Here is a 25176-nt window from a genome sequence, read left to right as displayed (position 1 = left end):
AATAAGGCCTGCATTGTGAGGGGTGGCGGTTAGCGGGGCAAGGTTTGCCATACGCTTTGCCTGCGCCGGCCTCTTCGCGGGCTTGCCCCGCGAAGAGGCCATTTGCCTCAGCGACTCACCGGCCGGCTCAACTCGGAAGTGGCCCCATCGGCAGTGGTCACCGTCGCGGTAAAGCTACGCAACCCGCCGATATTCTCCAGGGGATGTGCAAACCGCGCCTGCCCCTGGGCATCGCTGTTCACCAGCACTTCCCCAAGATACTGCTCCGCTTCGCTGCCCGCAGCCTGCGCATTGCCGAACAACTCGACGCGCAACAGGCTCGACGCCGGCCCCTGCACCTCGCCGCGAATCACATTTCCCTCAAGCGCAATCAGCCGAGGTGGCTGCTGGTTGTGGTTAGGCAACGGTTGGCAAGGCTTGGGTTCGCCCTTGGCATCGCAGATGATCGCTTGGTCCTTCTTCGCCAGCTCCGCACCCACCCCGCGCGACCCTACATACAACGCATGCGCCTGCGCTGGCACGCCGAAGACGATGGCGCCGGTGCGCTGGTTTGGCACGCAGGAGCCACCGGCCTCGCAGCGGCGGATGTCCTGGCTGTTATTCCAGATGCGGTTGGCGCTCAGGCGTGTGGCGGTGACGCTCGGCTCTGGGCGCAAGGCCACGCCGATGCGGTTACCGTGGATCAGGTTGCCATCGAGGATGTTGCCCTCGCCGGTGACGCTGACGCCGATCGAGTTACCGGTGAAGGTGTTGGCGCCCAGGTAGTTGCGGTTGCCCCAGTTGATCTGCAGGCCGTCCGAGTAGTGCTCGAAACGGTTGCGCACCACTGTGTTGTCATTGCCCAGCAGAATCTCGATGCCCTGGGACGGCTCGGGGTTGGCCGGTGTGGAGCGGAACAGGTTGTCCGCCACCAGGTTGAAGGCCGCACCACGCGTCAGCTCCAGGCCGTCGCCGTTGTCGATCAGCTGGTTGCGCAGCACCTTGTTGTTGACCGTGCTGGTGGCGGTGGGGTTACCGGCGCCGTCGTCACCGGTGAGCATGATGCCGGCACCGCCTTTGTTGGCGACGACGCGGTTGTCTTCGATGACGTTGCCGCTAGCGCGGTTGACCAGGATGCCGATGCAGAAGTTGCGCACTTCCAGGCCGCTCAGGTGCACGCCCTGGGTGTCGCGCAGTACCAGGCCCGGGTGGGTTGTGGTGCGTACGTTGGTGCCGAACTGGCCGGGCAGGGCGCCGGGGCAGGTGTGCACGCCCTGGTCTTTGATATAGCCCGAGCCGTCGATGGCGATGTACTGGCCGTCGCGGGCCCAAGCCAGGCCGGTAATGCTCACCGGGCCTTTGATTTCAGGCAGCGCGCGCGTGGGTTTAATCACATAGGGCGCCTGGCCCACCGCGGCAATCTCGATGCGGTAGTGGCCGGGGTTCTGGTTGCTGGTCTCGATCGCCCAGCGCAGGCTGCCGGGTTGGCCGTCATCGGCATAGCGCTCGACGCGCAGGGCTTCGGTGACGGCCGGCGAGGCGGCGAGGGCAGGCAGGGGGAGCAGTGGCAGCATGGCCACGAGCACAGGCATCAAACGCATGGGGCGGGTTTTCCGATAAGTCGTTGTTTTTATTGCAGGCGGTCGTATGCGGGGATTCTAGGGCAGGCAGTCGGCCCTGCGCAGGTGGTTGGCGGGAATTGGTGCGGTATTCGCCCGCAGATTTGCCGCTCGGCTTGATCGTGGCAAATTGGTTGAAACTCTTGCGAAGGGCCTCAGGTCCACAGACTGTCGACACGGTTCACGTGTCTCCATTTGCAGGAGTTTTGCCATGAGCGGTACTAAAGACAAAGCGAAAGGCTTGGCCAACGAAGCAATCGGTAACGTGAAACAAGGCGTCGGCAAAGTGACCGACAATGAAAAGCTCAAGGCCGAAGGCAAGGCGCAGGAACTGAAGGGTGAAGCCCAGCAGATCAAAGGCAATGTGAAGGACGCTGTGAAAAAGCCTTGATGCATCCTGCCCTGTTCGCCAGGGTATAGGCGTCGCCCTGTAGGAGCAGCCTTGTGCTGCGAAGAGGCCAGTGATAGCAATGAATATTATGTAAGTTGCTACCGGCCTCTTCGCAGCGCAAGGCTGCTCCTACAAGGATTATGTTTAATGTAGGCATTTTCTTTTAAACCCTCGGGAGCAGCACAGCAACGGCGTGGTCTATTAGACTTGTCTGTTGTATCGATCGAGCGGCGAAAGGAGACGCTATGATTTTTTCCGCCCTGCAAGGTTTGCCCTTGCACCGCGTGCTGGTGCGCACCGTCAAAGAGTTTCTTGACGACGAGATGTCCACCTATGCGTCCGCGCTGGCCTACCAGATGCTGTTTTCGCTGTTCCCCTTCCTGTTGTTTCTGATTGCCTTGATCGGCTTTCTGCATTTGCCAGATTTCTTCTCCTGGTTGCGCCTGCAATCAGAATTGGTGCTGCCGCCCCAGGCTCTGGAACAGGTGAACCCAGTGATCGACCAGTTGCAACAGTCCAAGGGTGGGCTGTTGTCGGTGGGTATCGTGATTGCCCTGTGGACAGCCTCGGCAGGTGTGCGGCTGATGATGAGCGCCATGAACGCCGCCTACGACGTACCCGAAGGCCGCCCAGTATGGAAGCGCATTCCGCTGTCCATTTTCTACACCGTGGGCATCGCCGTCATGCTGCTGGCCGCCGCCGCGTTGATGGTGCTGGGGCCGCAGGTGATGGAGTGGATTGCCGCCCAGGTCGGCATGCAGGAAGTCATCGTCACGGTGTGGACCATTCTGCGCTGGCCGGCGATCATCATCCTGATGATGGTGGCGGTGGCGTTGATCTATTACGTGATGCCCGATGTTAAGCAGAAGTTTCGCTTCATCACCCCAGGCTCGGTGCTGGCCGTGGTGGTGTGGATCGTCGCCTCCCTGGGCTTTGCCTACTACGTGAAAACCTTTGCCGATTACAACGCCATGTATGGCAGCATTGGTGCAATCATAGTGCTGTTGCTGTATTTCTACATTTCTGCAGCCGTGCTGTTGCTTGGCGCGGAAATGAACGCCGTGATCGAACACATGTCGGCCGAGGGCAAGAACCCTGGCGAAAAGGATTTCGACGGCGATAAGCCCAAGGAAACCATCACTGTGCTCGGCCATGAACACCCCGTCGAGCCGCAAACCACCGAGCCGAATCCCCGATGATCCGTGACATTCTCAAGATGGGCGACGAACGCTTGCTGCGCATCGCCCCGCCCGTGCCCCCGCAGATGATCGGCAGCGCTGAACTGCAGCAACTGATCGACGACATGTTCGAGACCATGCGCCATGTCGGGGGAGTGGGTTTGGCTGCGCCGCAGATAGGCATCGACCTGCAACTGGTCATCTTCGGCTTCGAACGCAGCGAGCGTTACCCGGATGCCGAACCGGTGCCGCAGACCATCCTGCTCAACCCGCTGATCACGCCGATGTCGAGCGAGGTCGAGGACGGTTGGGAGGGCTGCCTGTCGGTGCCTGGCCTGCGCGGTGTAGTACCGCGTTATCAGCACATTCGCTACGAAGGCCTCGACCCTCAGGGCAACCCGATCAACCGCTTTGCCGATGGCTTCCATGCGCGTGTGGTGCAGCACGAGTGCGACCACCTGATCGGCCGGCTGTACCCCTCGCGCATCCAGGATTTCGCCAAATTCGGTTACACCGAGGTGCTGTTCCCCGGGCTGGACGCGAGCGACGACTGATCGCGCACCAAGGCCACCAGGCGCTTGCTGCGTTGGTAGCGCTGCAGGCGCGCGGCCAAGGGCTCGGGTAGCGTTTGCGACTCGTCGAAGCCCAGGCGCTGGTAAAAGGGCACAAGGTCGGGGTGGCAAAACAGCCAGGTCGGCCCAGCCGCTTGCGCCAACGCACTGTCGATCAGCCGCCCGGCGACACCCTGGCCACGCTGTGGCGGGGCGACGAACAGCCCGGTCAGCCAGAAGCCATCGCCGACAGCGGTCAGGCTCATGCCTGCAATGATGCCGCTGGCCCGCGCCACCCACAGTGCAGCATCACGTGCTGCGCGCATGGGGGAGCCGTGCTGGCGGTAGAAGTGATCGAGCAGGCGACGCTCCGTGTCCGACAACTCGGAGCAATGCAGATAATCAGAAATGGCGTGTATCCCGTGTTTAAACAGCCAAGTTGGGCAGGTACGTGCCAGAGGCTCTAGCCCAATATTCCTAACCCATTATGTCGCAGATTGTTGCAAAACCGGCAAGGGTGAATATCCGACTTCGGGGTTCAACTATTGCAAACCGGGAGTAGACTTTTACTCATCCCACCAGCAGTACGACGAAGCGGGATCGGTACTTCGTGTCATCTTTGCAGTCGATGACAACTTCTCCGCGCCAGTGACGGCATTAGAAGTCAATCGATCAGCTTGATTGCGTTATAGGCAAACCCACATGAAACCATTACTGATTCTTGCATTGGTCGGTATGTCCTCGTTCGCCCTCGCCGATGAGGTCAAACCTGTCTCCAACGAGCCCGTGGCCCAGCAATACGACTACTCCATGAACCTGGATATCAAACGGGTCATCAACCTGTCGACCATCCCCAATGTGTGCGAAGTAGTGCCTGCGACCATGACCTACGAAGACCACCAAGGCCAGGTGCACACCATTCAGTACCGCGCCATGGGCGAGGGTTGCCAGCAGGGTTGATACTGCAACGCCAACCGCCTCTTCGCGCCGAGCCGTCGCGAAGAGGTGGCCAGGCCGGCCTCGGTGTCATGGGCTGGACAGTACCTGGCGCACCACCTCCAGCCCGCGTTTCAGCTCGGCCCGGCTAGCCGCCGCCGACAGGCTGATACGCACAGCCTGCACCTCGGTCGCACCAATGGCGAAGACACTGGCCGGGACGATTTCCACACCCTGCTCGCGACACCGTCTTACCACCCCCTCCGCACCCTGCGGTGTGGCCAACCATGCGTGAGGCGAAGGCTGCGCTGTGTTGTACAGCCCATCGCCCAGCAGCCTTCGCGCAAGGCGCCAACGCTCGGTAATTTCCGCCCGCTGCCAGGCCAGCCGCCGCGCAGCCGTACCGTCTTCGATCCACTGGCAGGCGATGTGCAGGTTCAACGGCGATACAGGCCAGTGGCTGGCTTGGGCATGCGGGTCGACCTGTGCCAGCAACTGTGGGCTGGCCACGATCCACCCCAGGCGCAACCCGGCAGCCACGGTCTTGGACAAGCTACTGATGAAAATCCCTTGCTCGCCCAACAGGGGATAGAGCGGCGGCCTGTCGCTGAGTGCGCCATAGACATCGTCCTCGATCACCAGCAGCCCCAGGCGTTTGACGACCGCAGCGAGCGCTTCGCGGCGAGCGTCATCCATGCAGGTGCCGGTAGGGTTGTGCAGGGTGGGTGTGGTCACCAGCACACGGGCACCGCTGGCGCGGGCGACCCGGTCAAGGTCGTCGGGGCGCAGGCCTTGGCTGTCCAACGCCACACCATGCACGGGCAAGCGCAACTGCCGGCAGGCCGCCTTGATGCCGGGTGCGGTCAAGGCTTCGAGCATGACCGGCTCACCGGCCTGGCAGAACGACTGCAGCACCAGGGTCAGTGCCTGTTGCGCACCGCTACTGAGCAGCAGTGCATCCGGGGGCAGGGCCAAGCCGCGATTGGCCAGCCATTGCGCGCCATGAATGCGGCCCAGCAGTAACTGCTCGGGCCCCAGGTAATGATCCAGCAGGCCACTCTCGTGCCGTTCCAGCAGCTTACGCAGGCTGCTTTGCAGGTCCTGATTGTGCGGGTCGGCCACCGGGACGTTGGTCGACAGGTCGATCAGCGGCTGTTGCCCATCGTGGTGCTTGAGCCGAAACAGCGTCGCTTCCTTGCTGCCGGCCAGCACGTAGGTGCCGCGGCCGACTTCACCTGCCACCAGGTGGCGCGCGGCAGCTTCACGGTAGGCCTGCTGGGTGGTGCTGGGGTTGAGGTCGAGCTTCCAGGCCAGGCGCCGCTGGGGTGGCAGGCGGTCGCCGACCTTGAGTTCGCCACGCGCTATGGCGTCGGCAATGGCATCGACCAAGGCCAGGTAGCGGGGTTGGTCATCATCCACAAGCGTTGGGATCCACACGAAATTGCTACCCATGCAATATAAGGTTGTACCCATACAATGCCCGGCGCTTAGGATCGGATCAACCACCTACCGATGAGGGATGATCGCCATGTTTGACTTGAAAGCCCTGCGCGAAGCCGCCGATTTCGTTCACCAGCATGTACCCGCAACGCCCCAGCACGCCTGGCCTTTGCTGGCCGAGCGGCTGGGCTGCCAAGTGTGGGTGAAACATGAAAACCACGCGCCCACCGGGGCGTTCAAAGTGCGGGGCGGGTTGGTCTACGTGCGTTCGCTGCTGGCGGATGGCGCGCCGCCCCGTGGCCTGGTCACCGCCACGCGCGGCAACCATGGCCAGAGCATGGCACTGGCCGCACGCCAGGCGGGCATACCCTTGGTGATCGTCGTGCCCGAAGGCAACTCCACCGAGAAGAACGCCGCCATGCGCGCCCTGGGTGCCGAGCTGGTAGAGCACGGTGTCGATTTTGATGTGGCCCGTGAAGAGGCGGCCCGGCTGGCTGACGAATTGGGCTACATGATGGTGCCATCGTTTCACCCGGAGCTGGTGCGCGGGGTAGCCACCTATGCCTTGGAACTGTTCGAGGCCGTGTCTGAGCTGGACTGTGTATACGTGCCTATCGGCATGGGGTCGGGCATCTGCGGGCTGATCCAGGCACGCAACCTGCTGGGGTTGAAGACCGAGATCGTGGGGGTGGTGTCTAGCGCGGCCGATGCCTATGCGCAAAGCTTCGAGCGCGGGCGCATCGTCACCACTGCCACTGCCGACACCTTCGCCGATGGCATGGCCTGCCGGGTACCGCACCCGGAGGCGTTCGCCTTGGTGTGCGAGCATGCCGCGCGCATCGTGCGGGTGAGCGACAGTGAAGTCGCCGAGGCCATGCGCGTGTACCACGAGGCCACGCATAACACCGCCGAAGGTGCGGGCGCTGCGGCGCTGGCGGCGTTGATGCAGGAGCGCGAGCGGCAAGTGGGCCGGCGGGTGGCCGTGGTGCTGAGCGGGGCGAACGTGGATCGCGCGCGTTATGCGCGCGTGCTGGCGGGTGATGAAAAATCCTGAATGACACGCAATAAGTGCTATCGTATTTTGATAGCACTTGGCAGGAGTCAGCCTATGAGTTGCATGCGCTACAAGGGCTATGCCGCCCGAATCGAATACGATGAGCGTGACGACATTTTCGTGGGTCGCGTGCTTGGCATGCGCGACATCATCAGCTTTCACGCAAGCTCCGTTCCTGAGTTGCATGAAGCCTTCCGTGAAGCGCTCGAGGACTATCTCGCTGATTGTGCAGAACAGGGCATCACCCCTGAAAAGCCGGCATCAGGCAAGGTCATGCTGCGTATCCGGCCAGAAGTCCACGCTGCTGCCAGCATTGCCGCCCGGGCCGCCGGCAAGAGCCTGAACCAATGGGCGGATGAGGTATTCGAGCAGGCGGCCTTTGCCTGATCGAACACTTCTTCTTCCCATCCCCTGATCACTCGTGGCAGGCTCTACGGCGCTTAATTGGCCGGTCATCGAGTGCTCAATGCCTTTCTCCAATGGTTTTCTCCTCAGCCTGTCCCTGTGTCTGGACATCGGCATCGCCAACATCGCCATGATCACCTTGGCCATGCAGCGTGGTTTTCTCAAGGGTTTCTGGCTGGGGCTGGGGACCTGTGTGGGGGATTTGATCTATGCCGTTGCCGCACTGGCCGGGATGACCGTGCTGCTGCAGTTTGAAAGCGTGCGCTGGACCTTGTGGCTGGGCGGTTCTGCGCTGCTGGTGTGGTTCGCAGTGAAGATGCTGCTGGCGGCGTGGCGCGGCGGGCACATGGACACGCGGGCAGACGTGGTGGTGGAGTCGGGCTGGCGCGAGTTCTTGCGCGGGATCTTTTTGGCCATGTCCTCACCCACCGCGATTTTGTGGTTCGCGGCGGTCGGTGGGGTGCTGATTTCCCGATCCGGTGGTGGCAGCTTGCTGGAGGCCGGGTTGTTCCTCAGCGGCTTTTTTGCGGCGGGGTTGGTCTGGTGCCTGAGCCTGTGCGGCATTGCCAGCCACGGAGGGCGATTGCTGGGGGATCGATTGCTGACCTGGTCGTACCTGCTGTCGGCGGCGATTTTCTGCTATTTCGCGGTTTACGTGATTGTTTCGGGGTATCGCGAGTTCATTCTTGCCAGCCCTGGGGTGTAGGCAGGGTGCATGCCTTGGGTCTTTCAGCGCCTGGGAGATCGAGCGCCGCCCGCGCGGCGCTCGATCTCCCAGGCGCTAAATAACCCGAGGCAAGCACCTGGTAGCCCTCACCCAATCTCAAGCCCATTTATTTTCACCGGCCTGTCGATTTCCCCCGCTACCGTTCGACTAACAGTTGAAAGCACAGGCCCCACCTGTGCCCAAACCTGACAAACGATCGGAGGCCCCCCCGATGAGCACCGCAGCCGAAAACGAACTCCGCCAATTGATCGACCGCTGGATGCAGGCCGTGCGCGACCGTGACATCCCCGGCATCACTGCGCCCTATGCCGACGACATCGTCGCCTTCGATGCCATCAAAACCCTGCAATTCAAAGGCAAGGCTGTTTACCAGGCCCACTGGGAAATGTGCATGGGCCTGTGCACCGGCCCGATGATCTTCGAGCTGGCCGAGCTCACCGTATACGCCGACGGCGACCTGGGCCTGGCGCACTGGTTGAACCGCTGCGGCCCGTCGGACGACGAGAGCCAATGCGGCTTCATGCGCGCCACAGTCGGCTATCGTCGCCAGGGCGGGCAATGGCAAGTCATCCATGAACACTGGTCGGCACCGTTCGACATGGAAACGCAAAAAGCCCTGTTCGATCTGAAGCCCTGATCTGATATCGCCAAACGCACTTTGCCAATGCCCTGGAGACGACCATGAAATACCTGTGCCTGGTCTATTGTGACGAAGGGCTGCTGCACAGCCTGCCCGACAGCCCGGAAGACGCCGAGTGCATGGCCTATGCCGAGGCGTTGCAGGGCGCTGGGCGCATGCTCGCGGCCGAGGCGCTCAAGCCGGTGCAAACCGCCACCACGGTGCGTGTGCGCAGTGGGCACATGAGCCTCACCGATGGCCCGTTCGCCGAAACCAAGGAACAACTGGCCGGCTTTTATCTGGTAGATGCCCGAGACCTGAACGAGGCGCTGAACATCGCCAAAGGCATCCCCGCCGCAAGGGTCGGCAGCGTTGAAGTGCGACCTGTGCGCGAACTGCAACCCTGACACTCACGGAGAACCACCAGCATGAGCCTTGCACACCCTGCGCAAGCGCAGCACGAGTTGTCCATCAGCCGATTGATCGACGCGCCCCCGGCCAAGGTGTTCCGCGCCTGGACCGAGCCCCAGTGGCTGATGCAATGGTGGGGGCCGCACGGCATGACCACCCCGGAATGCGAAATGCAACTGTGGGTCGGTGGCCTGTTCCGCACCCTGATGCGGGCCCCGGATGGCACCGAGTACCCGACCCAGGGCGTGTTCCTGGAGATTGCCGCGCCGAGGCGCCTGGTGTTTACCGACGCCTTCGGGCCGGGCTGGGTACCTTCTGACAAAGCGTTCATGACCGCTGTGGTGACCTTCGACGAGGAGCACGGCAAGACCCGTTACACCGCCCGCGCCTGGCATTGGAGCGCCGCCGACAGCCGAGCCCATGAAGAAATGGGCTTTCACCAAGGCTGGGGAGAAAGCCTGGACCGCCTGGTGGAGGTGGTGACCCAGCGGATGCCGGACTGATGGCAGGGCTGGCGCAGGTGCGCGCCGAAGTCGAGGCGGTGTACCGTCGCGATTCGCGGCGCATCCTGGCGACCTTGATCCGCTTGTTGGGCGACTTCGACCTGGCCGAGGAGGCCATGCACGATGCGTTCTTCATCGCTGTTGAGCGCTGGCAGCGCGATGGTATCCCCGCTAACCCTCGGGCATGGCTGGTGTCGACCGGCCGCTTCAAGGCCATTGATGCGTTGCGCCGACGTGCCCGCTTCGACCGCTCTCAGGCGGACCTGATCATGCTGCTGGAAGGCCAGGTACAAGACCCCAGCGAAGAAGCGTTGCTCAGCGATGATCGCCTGCGGCTGATTTTTACCTGCTGCCACCCGGCCTTGGCCGCCGACGCGCAGGTGCCGCTGACCCTGCGCGAGGTCTGCGACCTGACCACCGAGCAGATTGCCCGGGCGTTTTTGCAAAGCCCGGCAACCATCGCCCAACGCATCGTGCGCGCCAAGGCCAAGATCCGCGACGCGGGCATCCCCTACCAGGTGCCGGCGCTCGATGAGTTGCCCGAGCGCCTCGAGAGCGTGCTGCGGGTGATTTACCTGGTGTTCAACGAAGGCTATTCGGCCTCGTCCGGCGACGCCTTGCTGCAGCAGGACCTGACAGACGAAGCGATCCGGCTCGGCCGCCTGCTGGGGCAATTGCTGCCAGACCCGGAGGTGATCGGCTTGCTGGCGCTGATGCTGTTGCAGGCATCGCGGCAGCGTGCGCGCATCGACGCGCAGGGCAACTTGGTGGTGCTTGAACAGCAGGACCGCAGCGTGTGGGACCGTGAGCGCATCGAAGAAGGCTGTGAGCTGGTGCGCCACGCCCTGCGAAGCCGCGGCTATGGCGCCTATACCGTGCAGGCGGCGATAGCCGCGGTGCATGCCGAGGCGGCCACGGCGGATGACACGGACTGGGACGAGATCGTCGGGCTGTATGACGTGTTGCAACGGCATTGGCCGTCGGCGGTGGTGGCGCTCAACCGGGCAGTGGCGCTGGCGAAACGGGATGGGCCGCAGGTGGGGTTAGCAGAGGTTGAAGCGATCCTGGCGGCGGGTGAGCTGCACGACTATCACCTGGCGCATGCGGCTAGAGCGGAGCTGCATGCTCAACTGGGCCATGTCGAAGAGGCCCGTGCGGCATGGCAGCAGGCGTTGGCGTTGACCCGGCAGGCGCCGGAGCGGCGGCATATCGAGCGGCGGCTCCAGGCCCTGAAATGAGCGGGCAGCACAGGTCCTATCGCCGGCAAGCCGGCTCCCACAGGTTTGGAGTCTGCACAAACCGTGTGGGAGCTGGCTTGCCAGCGAATAGCGCCTGTGCCGGTTACATCAAAAACCGGCTGAAAAAACGTGATCAGCTGGCCACGAAATTCGGTGGCGATACCAGCTCGACCGTCTGCTGCTTGCGCGGCGCCAGGATCTCGGCCTCGCCCTCGACCACCAGCTCATCGTTCTGGTTGTACACATTGGTGGCGATCCGCACCTTGAACTTGGGCAGCTTCTCGAGGATTACCAGGCGCACGGTCAGGGTGTCGCCAATCTTCACCGGCTTCTGGAAGCTCATCTTCTGGCCCAGGTAGATGGTGCCAGGGCCAGGCAGCGTACACGCCACCGCCGCACTGATCAGCGCGCCGCTGAACATGCCATGGGCAATGCGCTCACGGAACATGCTCTTGGCCGCGAACTCGGCATCCAGGTGCACCGGGTTGTGGTCACCGGACATCGCGGCGAACAGCTGGATGTCACGTTCTTCCACAGACTTTTCATAGGTGGCTGTCTGGCCGACTTCAAGGGCTTCGTAAGGCGTGTTGGTGACCTGGGACATCGGGGCTTCCTTAAGCGGTGGGCGAGGGCGGCTATCATTCACTGCGCGCAGGGCGGCCAAGGGCCAGCGCCTGTTCGAGCCAGCCGAGAATATCGGCGGTGACCTCGTCACGGTTGGTTTCGTTGAGCACTTCGTGCCGTGCCTCTGGGTAGATGCGCAGCTGTACATGCTGGTTGCCGGTCGCGCGTAACGCGTCGGCCAGATGGGTGAGACGCTTGCCGGTACTGACCGGATCACATTCACCGCCAATCACCAGCAGGGGCAGGTTCGGATCGATCTGCGCGAGGTTACTTGCCCGGCTGATCTGCGCCAAGCCTTGCAGCAGGTCGAGCCACAACTGGTTGCTGCAGCGAAAGCCACACAGGGGGTCATTCACGTACAGGTCCACTTCGCCAGGGTCGCGGCTCAGCCAGTCGAAGGCGGTGCGGTTTGGCTTGAAGGCTTTGTTGAACGAGCCGAACGACAGCCACTCGATCAGCGCGCTCTTGCCCAGCGGCCCTTGGCGCCAGGCCTCGACCCGGGCGAGCAGCCGCGCCACGCGGTACAGCGCCGCGGGCTGGAAGTTCGAGCCGCTGAGGATCGCCCCGTGCAGGCTGGCGCTGTGGTGCAGCAGGTACGCCTGGGCAATGTAGCTGCCCATGCTGTGGCCGAACAGGAACAGCGGCGTGCAGGGGTATTGCTGGCCGATGTGCTGGGCGAGCAAGCCGAGGTCATTGACCACGGCATTCCAGCCATGATGGCGGGCGAACAGGCCGAGGCTGCCCAGTTCGGCGGTGCGCCCGTGGCCGCGCAGGTCGGGGGCGAACAGGGCGAAGCCGGCCTCGCTCAGCGCATGGCCCAGGCGCTGGTAGCGCCCGGCGTGCTCGGCCATGCCATGGGCCAGCAGCACCACGGCCTTGACCGGCGTGGCCGGCAGCCATTGGTGTACGTACAGGCTGCAATGCTCGCTGGCGGGCAGCCAGAAGGCGTCGTGGGGCATGGCCGGTCCTTTGCGCGGGGGGTACGAGCACAGTGTATGCGCAACCGGCTGGATTGCAGGAAGGGCACAAATAAGATTCACAATGTTAATGGCGGAGCTTGGCGTATATGCCGCCTTGGGCTTACCTGCTAACGTCGGTTAAACGCCTGTTTGCCATTGGCGATCAGGTCAAAGGACTAAACGACCCGCTACACCCCCCGCAGCAGGTCCAGGCAGAGGAACAATAATAAATGCAAGCCGACTTCTGGAATGACAAGCGCCCGGCGGGCGTGCCTTCCACCATCGACATCCATGCCTACACCTCCGTCGTCGAGGTGTTCGAGCGCTCTTGCAAGCGCTTCGCCGACCGCCCGGCGTTCAGCAACCTGGGCGTGACCCTGACCTACGCCGAGCTGGAACGCCATTCGGCGGCCTTTGCCGCCTGGCTGCAGCAGCACACCGACCTGGTACCGGGCGACCGCATCGCCGTGCAGATGCCCAACGTCCTGCAGTACCCGATCGCGGTCTTCGGCGCGTTGCGTGCCGGGCTGATCGTGGTCAACACCAACCCGCTCTACACCGAGCGTGAAATGCGCCACCAGTTCAAGGACTCCGGCGCCCGCGCGCTGGTCTACCTGAACATGTTCGGCAAGCGCGTGCAGGAGGTGCTGCCCGATACCTGTATCGAGTATTTGATCGAGGCGAAGATGGGCGACCTGCTGCCCGCCGCCAAGGGCTGGCTGATCAACACCGTGGTCGACAAGCTGAAGAAGATGGTGCCGGCCTATCAATTGCCCCAGGCGGTGTCATTCAAGCAGGTACTGCGCGAGGGCCGCTCGCTCAGCCACAAGCCGGTGCCGCTGAGCCTGGACGATATCGCCGTGCTGCAATACACCGGCGGCACCACCGGCCTGGCCAAGGGCGCGATGCTCACCCATGCCAACCTGGTGGCCAACATGCTCCAAGTGCTGGCGTGTTTCTCGCAGCATGGGCCAGACGGGCAGAAGATGATCAAAGAAGGCCAGGAGGTGATGATCGCGCCGCTGCCGCTTTATCACATCTATGCCTTTACCGCGAACTGCATGTGCATGATGGTCACCGGCAACCACAATGTGCTGATCACCAACCCGCGAGACATTGCCGGCTTCATCAAGGAGCTGGGCAAGTGGCGTTTTTCCGGCCTGCTGGGGCTCAACACGCTGTTCGTCGCGCTGATGGACCACCCCGGCTTCCGGCACCTGGATTTTTCTGCGCTGAAGGTCACCAACTCCGGTGGCACCGCGCTGGTCAAGGCCACCGCCGAGCGCTGGGAGAGCCTCACGGGCTGCCGCATCGTCGAAGGGTATGGCCTGACCGAAACCTCGCCGGTCGCCAGTACCAACCCTTATGGCCAGTTGGCGCGGCTGGGTACGGTGGGTATCCCGGTGGCAGGCACGGCGTTCAAGGTAATCGACGACGACGGCAACGAGCTGCCGGTGGGTGAGCGGGGTGAACTGTGCATCAAGGGCCCGCAGGTGATGAAGGGCTATTGGCAGCAACCCGAGGCCACCGCGCAGACCCTGGACGCACAAGGCTGGCTGAAGACGGGTGATATCGCGGTGATCGACCCGGATGGCTTTACCCGCATCGTCGACCGCAAGAAGGACATGATCATCGTCTCGGGTTTCAACGTGTACCCCAACGAAATCGAGGACGTGATCATGGGCCATCCGCAGGTGGCCAACTGCGCGGCCATCGGTGTGCCGGACGAGCGTTCTGGCGAGGCGGTGAAACTGTTCGTGGTGCCGCGCGAGGGCGGCTTGAGCATCGATGAACTGAAGGCGTACTGCAAAGCCAATTTCACCGGCTACAAAGTGCCCAAGCACATCGTGCTGCGCGAGTCGCTGCCGATGACCCCGGTGGGCAAGATCCTGCGTCGCGAGTTGCGTGACATCGCCTGACAGGGATGCAGGGCGCCTCTGGAACGGGCCTTTTGGCCCGTTTTGCGACATTTTGGATAAATACTCTAAAAATGACTTGTATCGTTCATTGAGTCATTTTTGTGACCGTGAGGCCTGTTTTGGCCTCTAGGCGACCCCTGGCAAAGCTGTTACTCTCGGGCCGCTTTCAGATGATCCGGTTTGCAATAAGCCGCCATCACATATCAATAATAAGCGCATCGACGCGTGAATCGAACTTCGCTGTTGCTGAAGGAGTGGGCTTCCATGATCGAACATTTTTGGAAGGATAAATACCCAGCCGGGATTACGGCGGAAATCAATCCTGACGAATTCCCCAATATCCAGGCGGTACTCAAGCAATCCTGCCAACGCTTTGCCGACAAACCGGCCTTTAGCAACCTGGGCAAGACTATCACCTATGGCGAACTGTATGCGCTGTCGGGGGCGTTTGCCGCCTGGCTGCAGCAACACACCGACCTGAAACCGGGTGATCGCATTGCCGTGCAACTGCCAAACGTCCTGCAATACCCGGTAGCGGTATTCGGCGCCATGCGTGCAGGGCTGATCGTGGTCAATACCAACCCGCTGTATACCACGCGGGAGATGGAGCACCAGTTCAACGATTCCGGTGCCAAGGCGCTGGTGTGCCTGGCCAACATGGCCCACCTGGCCGAAAAAGTAGTGCCCAAGACCCAGGTCAAGCATGTCATCGTCACCGAAGTGGCCGACCTGCTGCCGCCGCTCAAGCGCCTGCTGATCAACAGTGTGATCAAGTACGTGAAGAAGATGGTGCCGGCCTATGACCTGCCGCGTGCTGTGCGCTTCAACGACACCCTGGCGCTGGGCAAGGGCCAGCCGGTCACCGAGGCCAACCCGCAACCCAATGATGTCGCCGTGCTGCAATACACTGGCGGTACCACGGGCGTGGCCAAGGGCGCGATGCTGACCCACCGCAACCTGGTGGCCAACATGCTGCAATGCCGGGCGCTGATGGGCTCGAACCTGCATGAAGGCTGCGAAATCCTGATCACACCGCTGCCGCTTTACCACATCTATGCCTTTACCTTCCATTGCATGGCGATGATGCTGATCGGCAACCACAACGTGCTGATCAGCAACCCGCGTGATTTGCCGGCGATGGTCAAAGAGCTGAGCAAGTGGAAATTCAGCGGCTTCGTTGGCCTCAACACCTTGTTCGTCGCCCTGTGCAACAACGAGGGGTTCCGCGCGCTGGACTTCTCTGCGCTGAAAATCACCTTGTCTGGCGGCATGGCCCTGCAATTGAGCGTGGCCGAGCGCTGGAAGGCCGTTACCGGTTGCGCCATCTGCGAAGGTTACGGCATGACCGAAACCAGCCCGGTGGCCGCCGTCAACCCGTCCGAGGCCAACCAGGTTGGCACCATCGGTATTCCGGTGCCTTCGACGCTGTGCAAGATCATCGACGACAGTGGCAATGAACTGCCGCTGGGCGAGGTGGGTGAGCTGTGCATCAAGGGCCCGCAAGTGATGAAGGGCTACTGGCAGCGCGAAGACGCCACCGCCGAGATTCTCGACAGCGCGGGTTGGCTCAAGACCGGCGACATCGCGTTGATCCAGCCGGACGGCTACATGCGTATCGTCGACCGCAAGAAGGACATGATCCTGGTCTCCGGTTTCAACGTGTACCCCAACGAGCTGGAAGACGTGCTGGCCGGCCTGCCAGGTGTGCTGCAGTGTGCGGCCATCGGCGTGCCGGACGAAAAGTCGGGCGAAGTGATCAAGATGTTCATCGTGGTCAAGCCGGGCATGACCGTGACCAAGGAGCAGGTGATGGAGCACATGCGTGCCAACGTCACCGGCTACAAGGTGCCGCGCTACATCGAGTTCCGCGATACGTTGCCGACCACCAACGTGGGCAAGATCCTGCGCCGTGAGTTGCGCGATGAAGAGCTGAAGAAGCAAGGGCTCAAGAAGATCGCTTGAGGCTGTATTCTGGGCTGGCTTTGCTGGCCCTTTCGCGGGGCAAGCCCGCTCCCACAGGTATCTCACTGTAGGAGCGGGCTTGCCCGCGAAAGGGCCGCTGAAATCAGCGCAATTTCTCGAGCATCTGGTAGTACCACATCCCTGCCGCCAACAGCGGATTCCCCAGCAAGTCCCCCATCGGCACCCGCACGTGCTTGCACTGCGCGAAAGTGTCGAACTTCTCCAGTGTCCCGGTCAGCGCTTCGGCCATGATCTCGCCCATGATGTGGCTGGTGGCAATGCCATGCCCGGAGTAACCCTGGCAGTACCAGACATTGTCCGAGAGCTTGCCCAATTGCGGGATGCGGTTGACCACGATGCCCATGGCGCAACTCCACTGGAACTCGATCGGCACCCCTTTGAGCGCCGGGAAGGTGCGTTCGATGCAGGGCCGTAGTTCACCTTCGATGTCGCGTGAATCACGCCCGGAGTAGTTGGCGCCGCCGCCAAACAGCAAGCGCTTGTCGGCGGTCAGGCGGTAATAGTCGAGGACAAAGCGGCAGTCATACACCGCCAGGTCCTGCGGGTTGATCTGCTCGGCCAGTTCACCCAGCGGCGCTGTGGTAACGATGCCGCCCATGGCCGGGAAAATCTTGCCCTTGAGCGTGCGTTGCTCCAGCTTGTGGTAGACATCGCCGGCCAGCATCACCTGGCGGGCTTCGATGCGCCCCTCGGCGGTCACCACTGCCGGGCGCGGGCCGTGGACGATGTCCAGCACCTCTGAATGCTCGAAGATCAACGCGCCCAGGCTGTGGGCGGCGCGGGCCTCGCCCAGGCACAGGTTGAGCGGGTGCAGGTGCAGGTTGCGGCGGTTTTTCAAGGCGCCCAGGTACAGCGGGCTCTGCAGGTGCTGGGCCATGGCGCTGCGGTCGAGCATCTCGACCTGATCGCCCATGCCGCGACGCTCTGCCTCGGCCGCGAAACCGCGCAGTTCGTTCAAGTGCGACGGCTTCATCGCGGCATGCAGGTGGCCGCGCTTGAGGTCGCAGTCGATGCCGTAGCGTGCCACCCGTTGCTCGATGACCTGGTGCCCGCGCCAGCGCAGGTGCCAGATAAAATCATCCACCTCGCTGCCCAGGCGATCGCGCATTTGCGTGCGCATGGCTTCGTCGCCCGACAAGCTGCCGGTCACCTGGCCGCCATTGCGCCCACTGGCGCCCCAGCCGATGCGGTTGGTTTCGACAATGGCCACCTTCAGGCCGCGCTCGGCCAATTCCACAGCGGTGGCCACGCCGGTGAACCCACCGCCGATGATGGCCACGTCGACGTGCACGGTGCCCTTGAGGGTCGGGTACTGCGTGTGGTCATTGAGGGTGGCGCTGTAATAAGACGGCGCGCGTTGGGCCGGTCCCTTGTTCAATACTGCGTTCATGGGTGTTCCTTGTTATGAATGGGGCTCAGGCCTGGTGCAGGTACCAGCGCCAGTCCTGTTCGCTGACTTCGGCCATGAACTGGCGGTACTCGGCGCGCTTGACCTTCAGGTACACCCCAAGAAATTCAGCGCCCAGTGCCTCTCGGGCCCAGTCCGAATGCTGCAGAGCATCCAGGGCGGTCAGCCAGTCGGTGGGCAAGTGCTCGGTGGCCTGGGCATAGCCGTTGCCTTCAACGGGGGCGCCGGGGTCCAGCTGTTCACGGATGCCGCGGTGGCTGGCGGCGAGGATGGCCGCTGCGGCCAGGTACGGGTTGGCATCGGCACCGCAGATGCGGTGCTCCACGTGTCGGCTGTTGGCCGGGCCGCCCGGTACGCGCAGGCTGACCGTGCGGTTGTCGACGCCCCAGGTGGGCGCCAGTGGCGCGTAGCTGTTGGCCTGGAAGCGGCGGAACGAGTTGGCATTGGGGCAAAACAGCAGCAGCGAATCGTGCAGGTGGCGCAGCATGCCGGCCACCGCTTGGCGCAGCAACGGCGTACCGGCCTTGTCCTCGCTGGCGAACAGGTTGTTGCCAGCGCTGTCGGCCAGGCTCAGGTGCATGTGCATGCCGGTGCCGGCCAGTTGTGCAAAGGGTTTGGCCATGAAACAAGCCTGCATGCCATGCGCATGGGCCACGCCTTTGACCAGGCGCTTGTAGCGCACGGCCTGGTCCATGGCCAGCAGCGCATCGCCGTGCTCAAGGGTGATTTCCACCTGGCCAGGTGCGTACTCGGAGATCGCCGTGCGGGCCGGGATACCCTGGGCTTTGCACGCGGCGTAAAGGTCGGCGAGGAAGGGCTCGATCTGTTCCAGTTCACGCAGGCCATACACCTGCGTACTGCGCGGGCGCCCACCGTCGTTGTCCAGGGCCGGCTGCGGGCGGCCCTGGGCATCGCGTTTTTGGTCGAGCAGGTAGAACTCCAGCTCACACGCCATCACCGGGTGGTAGCCATCGGCCTTGAGCGCTTCGACAGTGCGCAGCAACACATGGCGTGGGTCGGCAATGCTCGCCGGCAGGCCTTCGCTGGGGTGCATGCTGACCTGCACTGCGGCGGTGGGTACGCGCCGCCAGGGCAGGCGCACCAAGCTGCCTTCCAGCGGGTAGGCGCGGCAGTCGATGTCGCCAACGTCCCAGACCAGGCCAGAGTTTTCGACGTCATCGCCATTGAGGGTCAGGCCCAGGATGGTGCTGGGCAGCGGGCGGCCGGTCTGGTAGACCGCCAGCAGTTCCTCGCGGTGCAGCAGCTTGCCGCGGGGGACGCCATTGGCGTCGAGGATGAACAGCTCGAACAGCTCGATATCGGGGTTGTCGGCCAGGAATTGGCTGGCGTGCTCTACGGGTGCAAAGTGCATGATGAATTCGCTCACGGGTGCACAGGGCCACCGCGCATGCTGGCGGCCCAGTTGAGTCAAACGGCCAGGCGGTGGCCGGGTTGGGTCACAATGGCGTGAGCGAAGTGTCCGGTGGGCGCGCGTGACGGCAGTGCCACAAAGCCCAGAAGGCGAGGATGATGTGGACCAGCGGATTTTCCCCAGCACGGCTCCTGGCCTTCGGCAGCGAAGGGCGGGACGACGGTGGGGCGATAGGCTGGGCGGGAGTCATGCCTTTGATACTCACATGCGGCGTAAGGTTGATTAAAGCAGTGAATGGCAACCTTTACATCAGCCTTCACTAAACATAGCGCGCCTGCCTGATCGTTGTAGGAGCAGCCTTGCGCTGCGAAGAGGCCGGTGATAGCAACCGACATCACCTTTGTTGTCACCGGCCTCTTCGCAGCACAAGGCTGCTCCTACACACAAAGGTGCGGCCAGCGCGGACAGCAAAGAACCCGCAAATCTGCGACAATCGCGCCTCTTCAAATGCCGATCATGAAAAAGCAGGCTCACCTGCATCACTAAAAAGCCCCATGACAGACCAAGCCATCGACCAGCTCCTGAAAAACCTCGACCACGCCATGATCGCCGACCGCCACCGTCTGCGTCGGCAACTGCACGAGCTGCGCAAACGCCCGGACGAAGCGAAGCTCGCCCAGTGGGTGGAAAAGGTCCAGGCCTCCTGCGCGCAGGTCACCGCACGCCAGCAAAGCGTGCCAACCGTGCGCTACGACGACAGCCTGCCGATTGCTGCCAAACGTGACGAGATCAAAAAGGCGCTGGCCGAGCACCAGGTGCTGGTGATTGCCGGTGAGACCGGCTCGGGCAAGACCACTCAGTTGCCGAAAATCTGCCTCGAGCTGGGGCGCGGTAGCCATGGCCTGATCGCTCACACCCAGCCACGCCGTATCGCCGCGCGCAGCGTCGCTACCCGTGTCGCAGAAGAACTCGGCACGCCGCTGGGCGGGCTGGTCGGCTACCAGGTGCGTTTCGAAGACCAGAGTGATGCCAATACCCTGGTCAAACTGATGACCGACGGCATCCTGCTGGCCGAAACCCAGCACGACCGCTTCCTCGAACGCTACGACACGATCATCGTCGACGAAGCTCACGAACGCAGCCTCAACATCGACTTCCTGCTCGGCTACCTCAAGACCCTGCTGCACCGCCGCCCGGAACTGAAGCTGATCATCACCTCGGCGACCATCGACCTTGAGCGCTTCTCCCAGCACTTCGATGGCGCGCCGATCATCGAGGTGTCGGGGCGCACCTTCCCGGTCGAAACCTGGTACCGCCCGCTGACCAGCGAGCAGGACGAGGAAGGCAACCAGATCGAGGAAGACCTCACCGTCGACCAGGCGATCCTCGCCACCCTGGACGAACTGGCGCAGCATGAGCGCAGCGAGGGCAAGGGGCCTGGCGATGTGCTGATCTTCTTGCCGGGCGAGCGGGAAATTCGCGATGCCGCCGAGATCTTGCGCAAGGCGCAACTGCGCCATACCGAGATTCTGCCGCTGTATGCGCGCCTGTCGCCCGCCGAGCAGCAGCGCATTTTCCAGTCGCATACCGGGCGCCGCGTGATCCTGGCCACCAACGTCGCCGAGACTTCGCTGACCGTGCCGGGCATTCGTTATGTGATCGACACCGGCACCGCCCGCATCAGCCGCTACAGTTACCGCGCCAAGGTTCAGCGCCTGCCGATCGAGGCGGTGTCGCAGGCCAGCGCCAACCAGCGTAAGGGCCGCTGCGGCCGGGTCGAACCGGGCATCTGTGTACGCCTTTACAGCGAAGAGGATTTCAACGGCCGGCCGGCGTTCACCGACCCTGAGATCCTGCGCACCAACCTCGCGGCGGTGATCCTGCAGATGCTGCACCTGCGCCTGGGTGCGATCGACGCATTCCCGTTCATCGAGCCGCCGGATGGCAAGGCCATCAGCGACGGTTTCAACCTGTTGCAGGAGCTTTCGGCGGTCAACCGCGAGAACCAGTTGACCCCGCTTGGGCGACAGCTGGCGCGCTTGCCGATCGACCCACGGCTGGGCCGCATGCTGCTTGAAGGCGCCCGCCAGGGCAGCTTGCAGGAAGTGTTGATCGTCACCAGCGCCCTGTCGGTGCAAGACCCGCGCGAGCGGCCGCCGGAGCGCCAGCAGGCGGCCGACCAGGCGCATGCTCAGTGGAAGGACGTCGATTCCGACTTCGCCGCATTGGTCAACCTGTGGCGTGGCTTCGAAGAACAGCGCCAGGCGTTGACGGCCAACCCGTTGCGTAACTGGTGCCGGAAGAATTTCCTCAATTACCTGCGCCTGCGCGAATGGCGCGATGCCCACCGCCAGCTGGCGCTGATTTGCCGTGACCTGCAATTGACGGTCAACAAGGAACCGTCCGATTACCAGCGCATGCACAAGGCCATCCTCAGCGGCCTGCTCAGCCAGATCGGCCAGAAGACGGAAGAGGGCGACTACCAAGGTGCCCGTCAGCGGCGCTTCTGGGTCCACCCGTCCTCGGGCTTGGGCCGCAAGCGCCCGCAGTGGGTCATGGCGGCCGAGCTGGTAGAGACCACCAAACTGTATGCGCGAGTGGTCGCCAAGATCGAGCCCGACTGGATCGAGCCGCTGGCCACCCACCTGGTCAAGAAGAACCACTTCGAACCGCACTGGGAGAAAAAGCGCGGGCAAGTGGTGGCCTTTGAACAGATCACCTTGTATGGGCTGATTCTGGTGGGGCGCCGGCCGGTGCACTTTGGCCCGATCGACCCGGTGACCTCCCGCGAGCTATTCATCCGCGAGGGGCTGGTGGGCGGCGAGATCCAGTCGCGGGCCAAGTGCCTGGCGGCCAACAAACGCCTGCTCGAACAGCTCGACGAACTGGAGGCCAAGGCCCGTCGGCGCGATATTCTCGCCGATGAAGAGACCCTCTACGCGTTCTACGAAGCGCGCCTGCCCGAGGAAATCCACCAGACCGCGACCTTCGATGCCTGGTACCGCATGACCAGCCAGAAGGACGCCAACCTGCTGATCATGCGCGAAGAAGACGTGCTGGCGCGTGAAGCCAGTGAGGTCACCGCGGCGCAGTACCCGGACAGCCTGCAGGTAGGGGACTTGCGCCTGTCGTTGACCTACCACTTCGAACCGGGCCACCCCCGCGACGGTGTGACCGTGCGCGTACCGGCGCCGCTGTTGCCAAGCTTGCCGGGCGAGCGCCTGGAATGGCTGGTGCCGGGTCTGATCGAAGCCAAGTGCGTGGCGCTGGTGCGCAACCTGCCCAAGGCCCTGCGCAAGAATTTCGTGCCGGTACCGGACTTTGTCAAGGCCGCGCTGGCGCGCATGACCTTCGGCCAGGGCGCGTTGCCCCAGGCCTTGGGCCAGGAGCTGCTGCGCATGACCGGTGCGCGTGTGTCCGACGAGGCCTGGGCAGAATCGGTCAACTTGGTCGAAGGCCACCTGCGGATGAACATCGAAGTGGTCGATGGCCAGGGCAAGTTCCTCGGCGAAGGCCGCGACCTGGCCGAGCTGACCGCACGCTTTGTCGCCGCCAGCCAGGCCGCATTGGCCGTGCCACGCAGCGAAAACGCCGAACGCCCGGTGCAGGCCAAGGCCTTCAGTGAAGTGGCGCAGAGCACCCAGCAGAAGATCGCCGGCCTGTCGATGACCGTCTACCCGGCGCTGGTGGACGAAAACGGCACCGTGCGCGAAGGGCGTTTTTCGACCCAGGCCGAAGCCGAGTTTCAGCACCGTCGCGCCTTGCAGCGCCTGTTGCTGCAGCAGTTGGCGGAGCCTGCCAAGTTTTTGCGTGGCAAGCTGCCCGGGCTGACCGAACTGGGCTTGCTGTACCGCGAGCTGGGCCGTGTCGAGGCACTGGTCGAAGACATTCTGCTGGCCAGCCTGGACAGCTGCATCCTTGAGGGTGAGCACCCGCTGCCGCGCGACGGTGCCGCCTTGGCCGGGTTGGCCGAGCGCAAACGTGGCAGTTGGGCCGAGCACGCTGAACGCCTGGCGCGCCAGACCTTGGAAGTGCTCAAGTTGTGGCACGGGCTGCAGAAGCGCTTCAAAGGCAAGATCGACCTGAGCCAGGCGGTGGCGCTGAACGACATCAAGCAACAGCTGGCCAACCTGGTGTACCCGGGCTTCGTTCGCGAAACCCCGGGCGCCTGGTTCAAGGAGTTGCCGCGTTACCTCAAGGCCGTGGAGTTACGCTTGGAGAAGCTCGGCTCGCAGGTGCAGAAGGACCGCGTCTGGAGTGGCGAGCTGGCAAACCTCTGGGCCCAGTACAAGGCACGTGCCGACAAGCACGCCCAGGAGGGCAAGCGTGATGAGCAACTGACGCTGTACCGGTGGTTGCTGGAGGAATACCGGGTGTCGTTGTTCGCTCAGCAGTTGGGTACCAAAGTGCCGATTTCTGACAAGCGTCTCAGCAAACAGTGGAGTCAGGTGGAAGCCTAAACCGCAGAAGATGTGGCAATATTGATGCAATTTGGGGTCGCCTGGCGGCCCCTGTGGGAGCGGGTTTACCTGCGAACGAGGGCAACGCCCTCGCCTTCGAGTTGGCACTAAAGTGCTATTACGCATTTTCCAGCCAGCGCCCCGTGGCGATGGCCTTTGACCAGAGGAACGACCGTGCATAACGTCGTGATCAGCGGCACCGGCCTGTATACCCCGGCCCAGAGCATTTCCAACGAAGAACTGGTGGAGTCCTTCAACACGTGGGCGCAGCAGTTCAACCACGACAACGCCGCCGCCATCGAGCGCGGCGAGGTCGAGGCAGCGCCGCTGTCCGACGCCGCTTTCATCGAGAAGGCCTCGGGCATCAAGAGCCGCTTCGTGCTGGACAAGGCCGGCATCCTCGACCCGCAACGCATGAAGCCACGCCTGCCAGAGCGCTCCAATGACGAGCCGTCGATTTTGTGTGAAATGGCTGTGGCCGCTGCTCGCCAGGCGCTTGAACGTGCGGGCCGTACCGCTGCCGATGTCGATGGTGTGATCGTCGCGTGCTCCAACCTGCAGCGCCCATACCCGGCCATTGCCATCGAAGTGCAAAATGCATTGGGCATCGAGGGCTTTGCCTTCGACATGAACGTGGCCTGCTCGTCAGCCACCTTCGGCATCCAGACCGCCGCCAACAGCGTGCAGCTGGGCCAGGCGCGTTCGGTACTGATGGTCAACCCCGAGGTCTGCACCGGCCACCTGAACTTCCGCGACCGCGACAGCCACTTCATCTTCGGTGATGCCGCCACCGCCGTGCTGATCGAGCGTGCCGACCAGGCCACCTCGAAGCACCAGTTCGAGATTGTCAGCAGCAAGTTGTGGACCGGTTTTTCCAACAACATCCGTAACAACTTCGGCTTCCTCAACCGCGCGGCGGAGGAGGGGGAAGGTGCTGCGGACAAGTTGTTCATCCAGGAAGGCCGCAAGGTGTTCCGTGAAGTGTGCCCGAAGGTGGCTGAGCTGATCGGTGAGCACCTTGAAGCCAATGACCTGCAGCCGAGCGACGTCAAGCGCTTCTGGTTGCACCAGGCCAACCTGAGCATGAACCACTTGATCGTCAAGAAGCTGCTGGGGCGTGAAGCCACCGAGGAAGAGGCACCGGTGATTCTGGACCGTTATGCCAACACCAGTTCGGCGGGGTCGGTGATTGCATTCCACCTGTACCAGGATGACCTGGCCGCGGGTGCGGTGGGCGTGCTGAGTTCGTTTGGTGCGGGGTATTCGGTGGGTAGCGTGATTCTGCGCAAACGCTGATTGCCGGGGCCGCTTTGCGGCCCTTTCGCAGCACAAGGCTGCGCCTACAGGGGAACGCGAACCGCACCGGTAGGAGCAGCCTTGCGCTGCGAATGGGCTGCAAA

The 25176-nt window shown here is 62.9% G+C and carries 22 protein-coding genes; 15 read left to right on the top strand and 7 right to left on the bottom strand.

Translation table 11 applies throughout. The annotated features are described in order from the left end of the window. Positions 1-107 precede the first annotated feature (107 nt). Positions 108-1580 carry a nitrous oxide reductase family maturation protein NosD gene (locus tag D886_RS0106750; protein WP_027593167.1) on the bottom strand — a complete coding sequence of 491 codons (1473 nt, stop codon included), beginning with the start codon at positions 1578-1580 and terminating at the stop codon, positions 108-110. Positions 1581-1809: 229 nt separating this feature from the next. Here D886_RS0106750 and D886_RS0106745 point away from each other — a divergent pair, with 229 nt between their 5' ends. The 3 genes from D886_RS0106745 (at position 1810) to def (ending at position 3721) form a co-directional block, all read left to right on the top strand. Continuing rightward, a complete protein-coding gene (locus tag D886_RS0106745) occupies positions 1810-1989 on the top strand; it encodes a CsbD family protein (protein WP_027593166.1) in 180 nt (59 codons plus the stop codon). Positions 1990-2234: 245 nt separating this feature from the next. Then, positions 2235-3188: a YihY/virulence factor BrkB family protein gene (locus tag D886_RS0106740; RefSeq protein ID WP_027593165.1), complete on the top strand. Its 954-nt coding sequence runs from the start codon at positions 2235-2237 to the stop codon at positions 3186-3188. After that, positions 3185-3721, top strand: coding sequence for a peptide deformylase (gene def / locus D886_RS0106735; protein ID WP_027593164.1), 537 nt, complete (start codon positions 3185-3187; stop codon positions 3719-3721). The genes D886_RS0106740 and def overlap by 4 nt, the downstream gene beginning before the upstream one ends. Here def and D886_RS0106730 read toward each other — a convergent pair. Beyond that, a complete protein-coding gene (locus tag D886_RS0106730; protein WP_033694003.1) occupies positions 3676-4080 on the bottom strand; it encodes a GNAT family N-acetyltransferase in 405 nt (134 codons plus the stop codon). The genes def and D886_RS0106730 overlap by 46 nt on opposite strands. Before the next feature lie 340 nt (positions 4081-4420). Here D886_RS0106730 and D886_RS0106725 point away from each other — a divergent pair, with 340 nt between their 5' ends. Next, a complete protein-coding gene (locus D886_RS0106725; RefSeq protein ID WP_027593162.1) occupies positions 4421-4678 on the top strand; it encodes a DUF2790 domain-containing protein in 258 nt (85 codons plus the stop codon). Positions 4679-4744: 66 nt separating this feature from the next. Here the strand turns inward: D886_RS0106725 and D886_RS0106720 are convergent, their stop codons facing one another. After that, positions 4745-6106, bottom strand: a complete 1362-nt coding sequence (locus D886_RS0106720) for a PLP-dependent aminotransferase family protein (RefSeq protein ID WP_081717461.1) — start codon at positions 6104-6106, stop codon at positions 4745-4747. Positions 6107-6182: 76 nt separating this feature from the next. Here D886_RS0106720 and D886_RS0106715 point away from each other — a divergent pair, with 76 nt between their 5' ends. The 7 genes from D886_RS0106715 to D886_RS0106685 all read left to right on the top strand — a co-directional run bounded on the left by D886_RS0106715 (position 6183) and on the right by D886_RS0106685 (position 11051). After that, a complete protein-coding gene (locus D886_RS0106715) occupies positions 6183-7148 on the top strand; it encodes a threonine dehydratase (protein ID WP_027593160.1) in 966 nt (321 codons plus the stop codon). A gap of 54 nt (positions 7149-7202) precedes the next feature. Then, a complete protein-coding gene (locus D886_RS0106710) occupies positions 7203-7535 on the top strand; it encodes a type II toxin-antitoxin system HicB family antitoxin (RefSeq protein WP_008098794.1) in 333 nt (110 codons plus the stop codon). Positions 7536-7614: 79 nt separating this feature from the next. After that, the gene (locus D886_RS0106705) at positions 7615-8259 is read left to right on the top strand and encodes a LysE family translocator (RefSeq protein WP_027593159.1); all 645 of its coding nucleotides are present in this window, start codon (positions 7615-7617) and stop codon (positions 8257-8259) included. Positions 8260-8491: 232 nt separating this feature from the next. Next, complete coding sequence (locus D886_RS0106700) at positions 8492-8917, top strand: nuclear transport factor 2 family protein (protein WP_027593158.1); 426 nt, start codon at positions 8492-8494, stop codon at positions 8915-8917. Between the two features lie 44 nt (positions 8918-8961). Continuing rightward, on the top strand, positions 8962-9306 hold the full coding sequence (locus tag D886_RS0106695) for a YciI family protein (protein WP_027593157.1): 345 nt from the start codon (positions 8962-8964) through the stop codon (positions 9304-9306). A gap of 21 nt (positions 9307-9327) precedes the next feature. Then, complete coding sequence (locus tag D886_RS0106690; RefSeq protein WP_027593156.1) at positions 9328-9813, top strand: SRPBCC family protein; 486 nt, start codon at positions 9328-9330, stop codon at positions 9811-9813. Beyond that, the gene (locus D886_RS0106685; RefSeq protein ID WP_027593155.1) at positions 9813-11051 is read left to right on the top strand and encodes an RNA polymerase sigma factor; all 1239 of its coding nucleotides are present in this window, start codon (positions 9813-9815) and stop codon (positions 11049-11051) included. The genes D886_RS0106690 and D886_RS0106685 overlap by 1 nt, the downstream gene beginning before the upstream one ends. Before the next feature lie 133 nt (positions 11052-11184). On the opposite strand, the gene D886_RS0106680 is transcribed toward D886_RS0106685, so the two are convergent. Both D886_RS0106680 and D886_RS0106675 read right to left on the bottom strand, forming a co-directional pair. After that, complete coding sequence (locus D886_RS0106680; protein ID WP_027593154.1) at positions 11185-11655, bottom strand: MaoC family dehydratase; 471 nt, start codon at positions 11653-11655, stop codon at positions 11185-11187. 34 nt (positions 11656-11689) lie between these two features. Next, positions 11690-12634, bottom strand: a complete 945-nt coding sequence (locus tag D886_RS0106675) for an alpha/beta hydrolase (RefSeq protein ID WP_027593153.1) — start codon at positions 12632-12634, stop codon at positions 11690-11692. A gap of 230 nt (positions 12635-12864) precedes the next feature. Between D886_RS0106675 and fadD2 the strand changes: the two genes are divergently transcribed. Both fadD2 and fadD1 read left to right on the top strand, forming a co-directional pair. Continuing rightward, positions 12865-14553, top strand: coding sequence for a long-chain-fatty-acid--CoA ligase FadD2 (gene fadD2 / locus D886_RS0106670; protein WP_027593152.1), 1689 nt, complete (start codon positions 12865-12867; stop codon positions 14551-14553). A 264-nt stretch (positions 14554-14817) separates the two neighbouring features. Beyond that, complete coding sequence (fadD1, locus tag D886_RS0106665; RefSeq protein WP_027593151.1) at positions 14818-16515, top strand: long-chain-fatty-acid--CoA ligase FadD1; 1698 nt, start codon at positions 14818-14820, stop codon at positions 16513-16515. Between the two features lie 103 nt (positions 16516-16618). On the opposite strand, the gene D886_RS0106660 is transcribed toward fadD1, so the two are convergent. After that, the gene (locus tag D886_RS0106660) at positions 16619-17926 is read right to left on the bottom strand and encodes an FAD-binding oxidoreductase (protein ID WP_027593150.1); all 1308 of its coding nucleotides are present in this window, start codon (positions 17924-17926) and stop codon (positions 16619-16621) included. 25 nt (positions 17927-17951) lie between these two features. Beyond that, positions 17952-19316: a glutamine synthetase family protein gene (locus D886_RS0106655; protein WP_027593149.1), complete on the bottom strand. Its 1365-nt coding sequence runs from the start codon at positions 19314-19316 to the stop codon at positions 17952-17954. A 554-nt stretch (positions 19317-19870) separates the two neighbouring features. Between D886_RS0106655 and hrpA the strand changes: the two genes are divergently transcribed. Next, complete coding sequence (gene hrpA / locus D886_RS0106645; RefSeq protein WP_027593148.1) at positions 19871-23776, top strand: ATP-dependent RNA helicase HrpA; 3906 nt, start codon at positions 19871-19873, stop codon at positions 23774-23776. A 174-nt stretch (positions 23777-23950) separates the two neighbouring features. Next, positions 23951-25072 carry a beta-ketoacyl-ACP synthase III gene (locus D886_RS0106640; protein WP_027593147.1) on the top strand — a complete coding sequence of 374 codons (1122 nt, stop codon included), beginning with the start codon at positions 23951-23953 and terminating at the stop codon, positions 25070-25072. Positions 25073-25176: the final 104 nt, after the last annotated feature.

Source organism: Pseudomonas sp. LAIL14HWK12:I7 (genome assembly GCF_000483465.1).
GTDB classification, from domain to species: Bacteria; Pseudomonadota; Gammaproteobacteria; order Pseudomonadales; family Pseudomonadaceae; genus Aquipseudomonas; species Aquipseudomonas kermanshahensis.
Note: the sequence above shows the minus strand (reverse complement) of the source record. Positions and strands in the feature narration are given on the sequence as shown.

Excerpts from the sequence above, each read along its gene's own strand:
- D886_RS0106750 (WP_027593167.1), bottom strand. The coding sequence starts at position 1,580 with ATGCGTTTGATGCCTGTGCTCGTGGCCATGCTGCCACTGCTCCCCCTG.
- D886_RS0106745 (WP_027593166.1), top strand. The coding sequence starts at position 1,810 with ATGAGCGGTACTAAAGACAAAGCGAAAGGCTTGGCCAACGAAGCAATC.
- D886_RS0106740 (WP_027593165.1), top strand. The coding sequence starts at position 2,235 with ATGATTTTTTCCGCCCTGCAAGGTTTGCCCTTGCACCGCGTGCTGGTG.
- def (WP_027593164.1), top strand. The coding sequence starts at position 3,185 with ATGATCCGTGACATTCTCAAGATGGGCGACGAACGCTTGCTGCGCATC.
- D886_RS0106725 (WP_027593162.1), top strand. The coding sequence starts at position 4,421 with ATGAAACCATTACTGATTCTTGCATTGGTCGGTATGTCCTCGTTCGCC.
- D886_RS0106720 (WP_081717461.1), bottom strand. The coding sequence starts at position 6,106 with ATGGGTAGCAATTTCGTGTGGATCCCAACGCTTGTGGATGATGACCAA.
- D886_RS0106715 (WP_027593160.1), top strand. The coding sequence starts at position 6,183 with ATGTTTGACTTGAAAGCCCTGCGCGAAGCCGCCGATTTCGTTCACCAG.
- D886_RS0106710 (WP_008098794.1), top strand. The coding sequence starts at position 7,203 with ATGAGTTGCATGCGCTACAAGGGCTATGCCGCCCGAATCGAATACGAT.
- D886_RS0106705 (WP_027593159.1), top strand. The coding sequence starts at position 7,615 with ATGCCTTTCTCCAATGGTTTTCTCCTCAGCCTGTCCCTGTGTCTGGAC.
- D886_RS0106700 (WP_027593158.1), top strand. The coding sequence starts at position 8,492 with ATGAGCACCGCAGCCGAAAACGAACTCCGCCAATTGATCGACCGCTGG.
- D886_RS0106695 (WP_027593157.1), top strand. The coding sequence starts at position 8,962 with ATGAAATACCTGTGCCTGGTCTATTGTGACGAAGGGCTGCTGCACAGC.
- D886_RS0106690 (WP_027593156.1), top strand. The coding sequence starts at position 9,328 with ATGAGCCTTGCACACCCTGCGCAAGCGCAGCACGAGTTGTCCATCAGC.
- D886_RS0106685 (WP_027593155.1), top strand. The coding sequence starts at position 9,813 with ATGGCAGGGCTGGCGCAGGTGCGCGCCGAAGTCGAGGCGGTGTACCGT.
- D886_RS0106680 (WP_027593154.1), bottom strand. The coding sequence starts at position 11,655 with ATGTCCCAGGTCACCAACACGCCTTACGAAGCCCTTGAAGTCGGCCAG.
- D886_RS0106675 (WP_027593153.1), bottom strand. The coding sequence starts at position 12,634 with ATGCCCCACGACGCCTTCTGGCTGCCCGCCAGCGAGCATTGCAGCCTG.
- fadD2 (WP_027593152.1), top strand. The coding sequence starts at position 12,865 with ATGCAAGCCGACTTCTGGAATGACAAGCGCCCGGCGGGCGTGCCTTCC.
- fadD1 (WP_027593151.1), top strand. The coding sequence starts at position 14,818 with ATGATCGAACATTTTTGGAAGGATAAATACCCAGCCGGGATTACGGCG.
- D886_RS0106660 (WP_027593150.1), bottom strand. The coding sequence starts at position 17,926 with ATGAACGCAGTATTGAACAAGGGACCGGCCCAACGCGCGCCGTCTTAT.
- D886_RS0106655 (WP_027593149.1), bottom strand. The coding sequence starts at position 19,316 with ATGCACTTTGCACCCGTAGAGCACGCCAGCCAATTCCTGGCCGACAAC.
- hrpA (WP_027593148.1), top strand. The coding sequence starts at position 19,871 with ATGACAGACCAAGCCATCGACCAGCTCCTGAAAAACCTCGACCACGCC.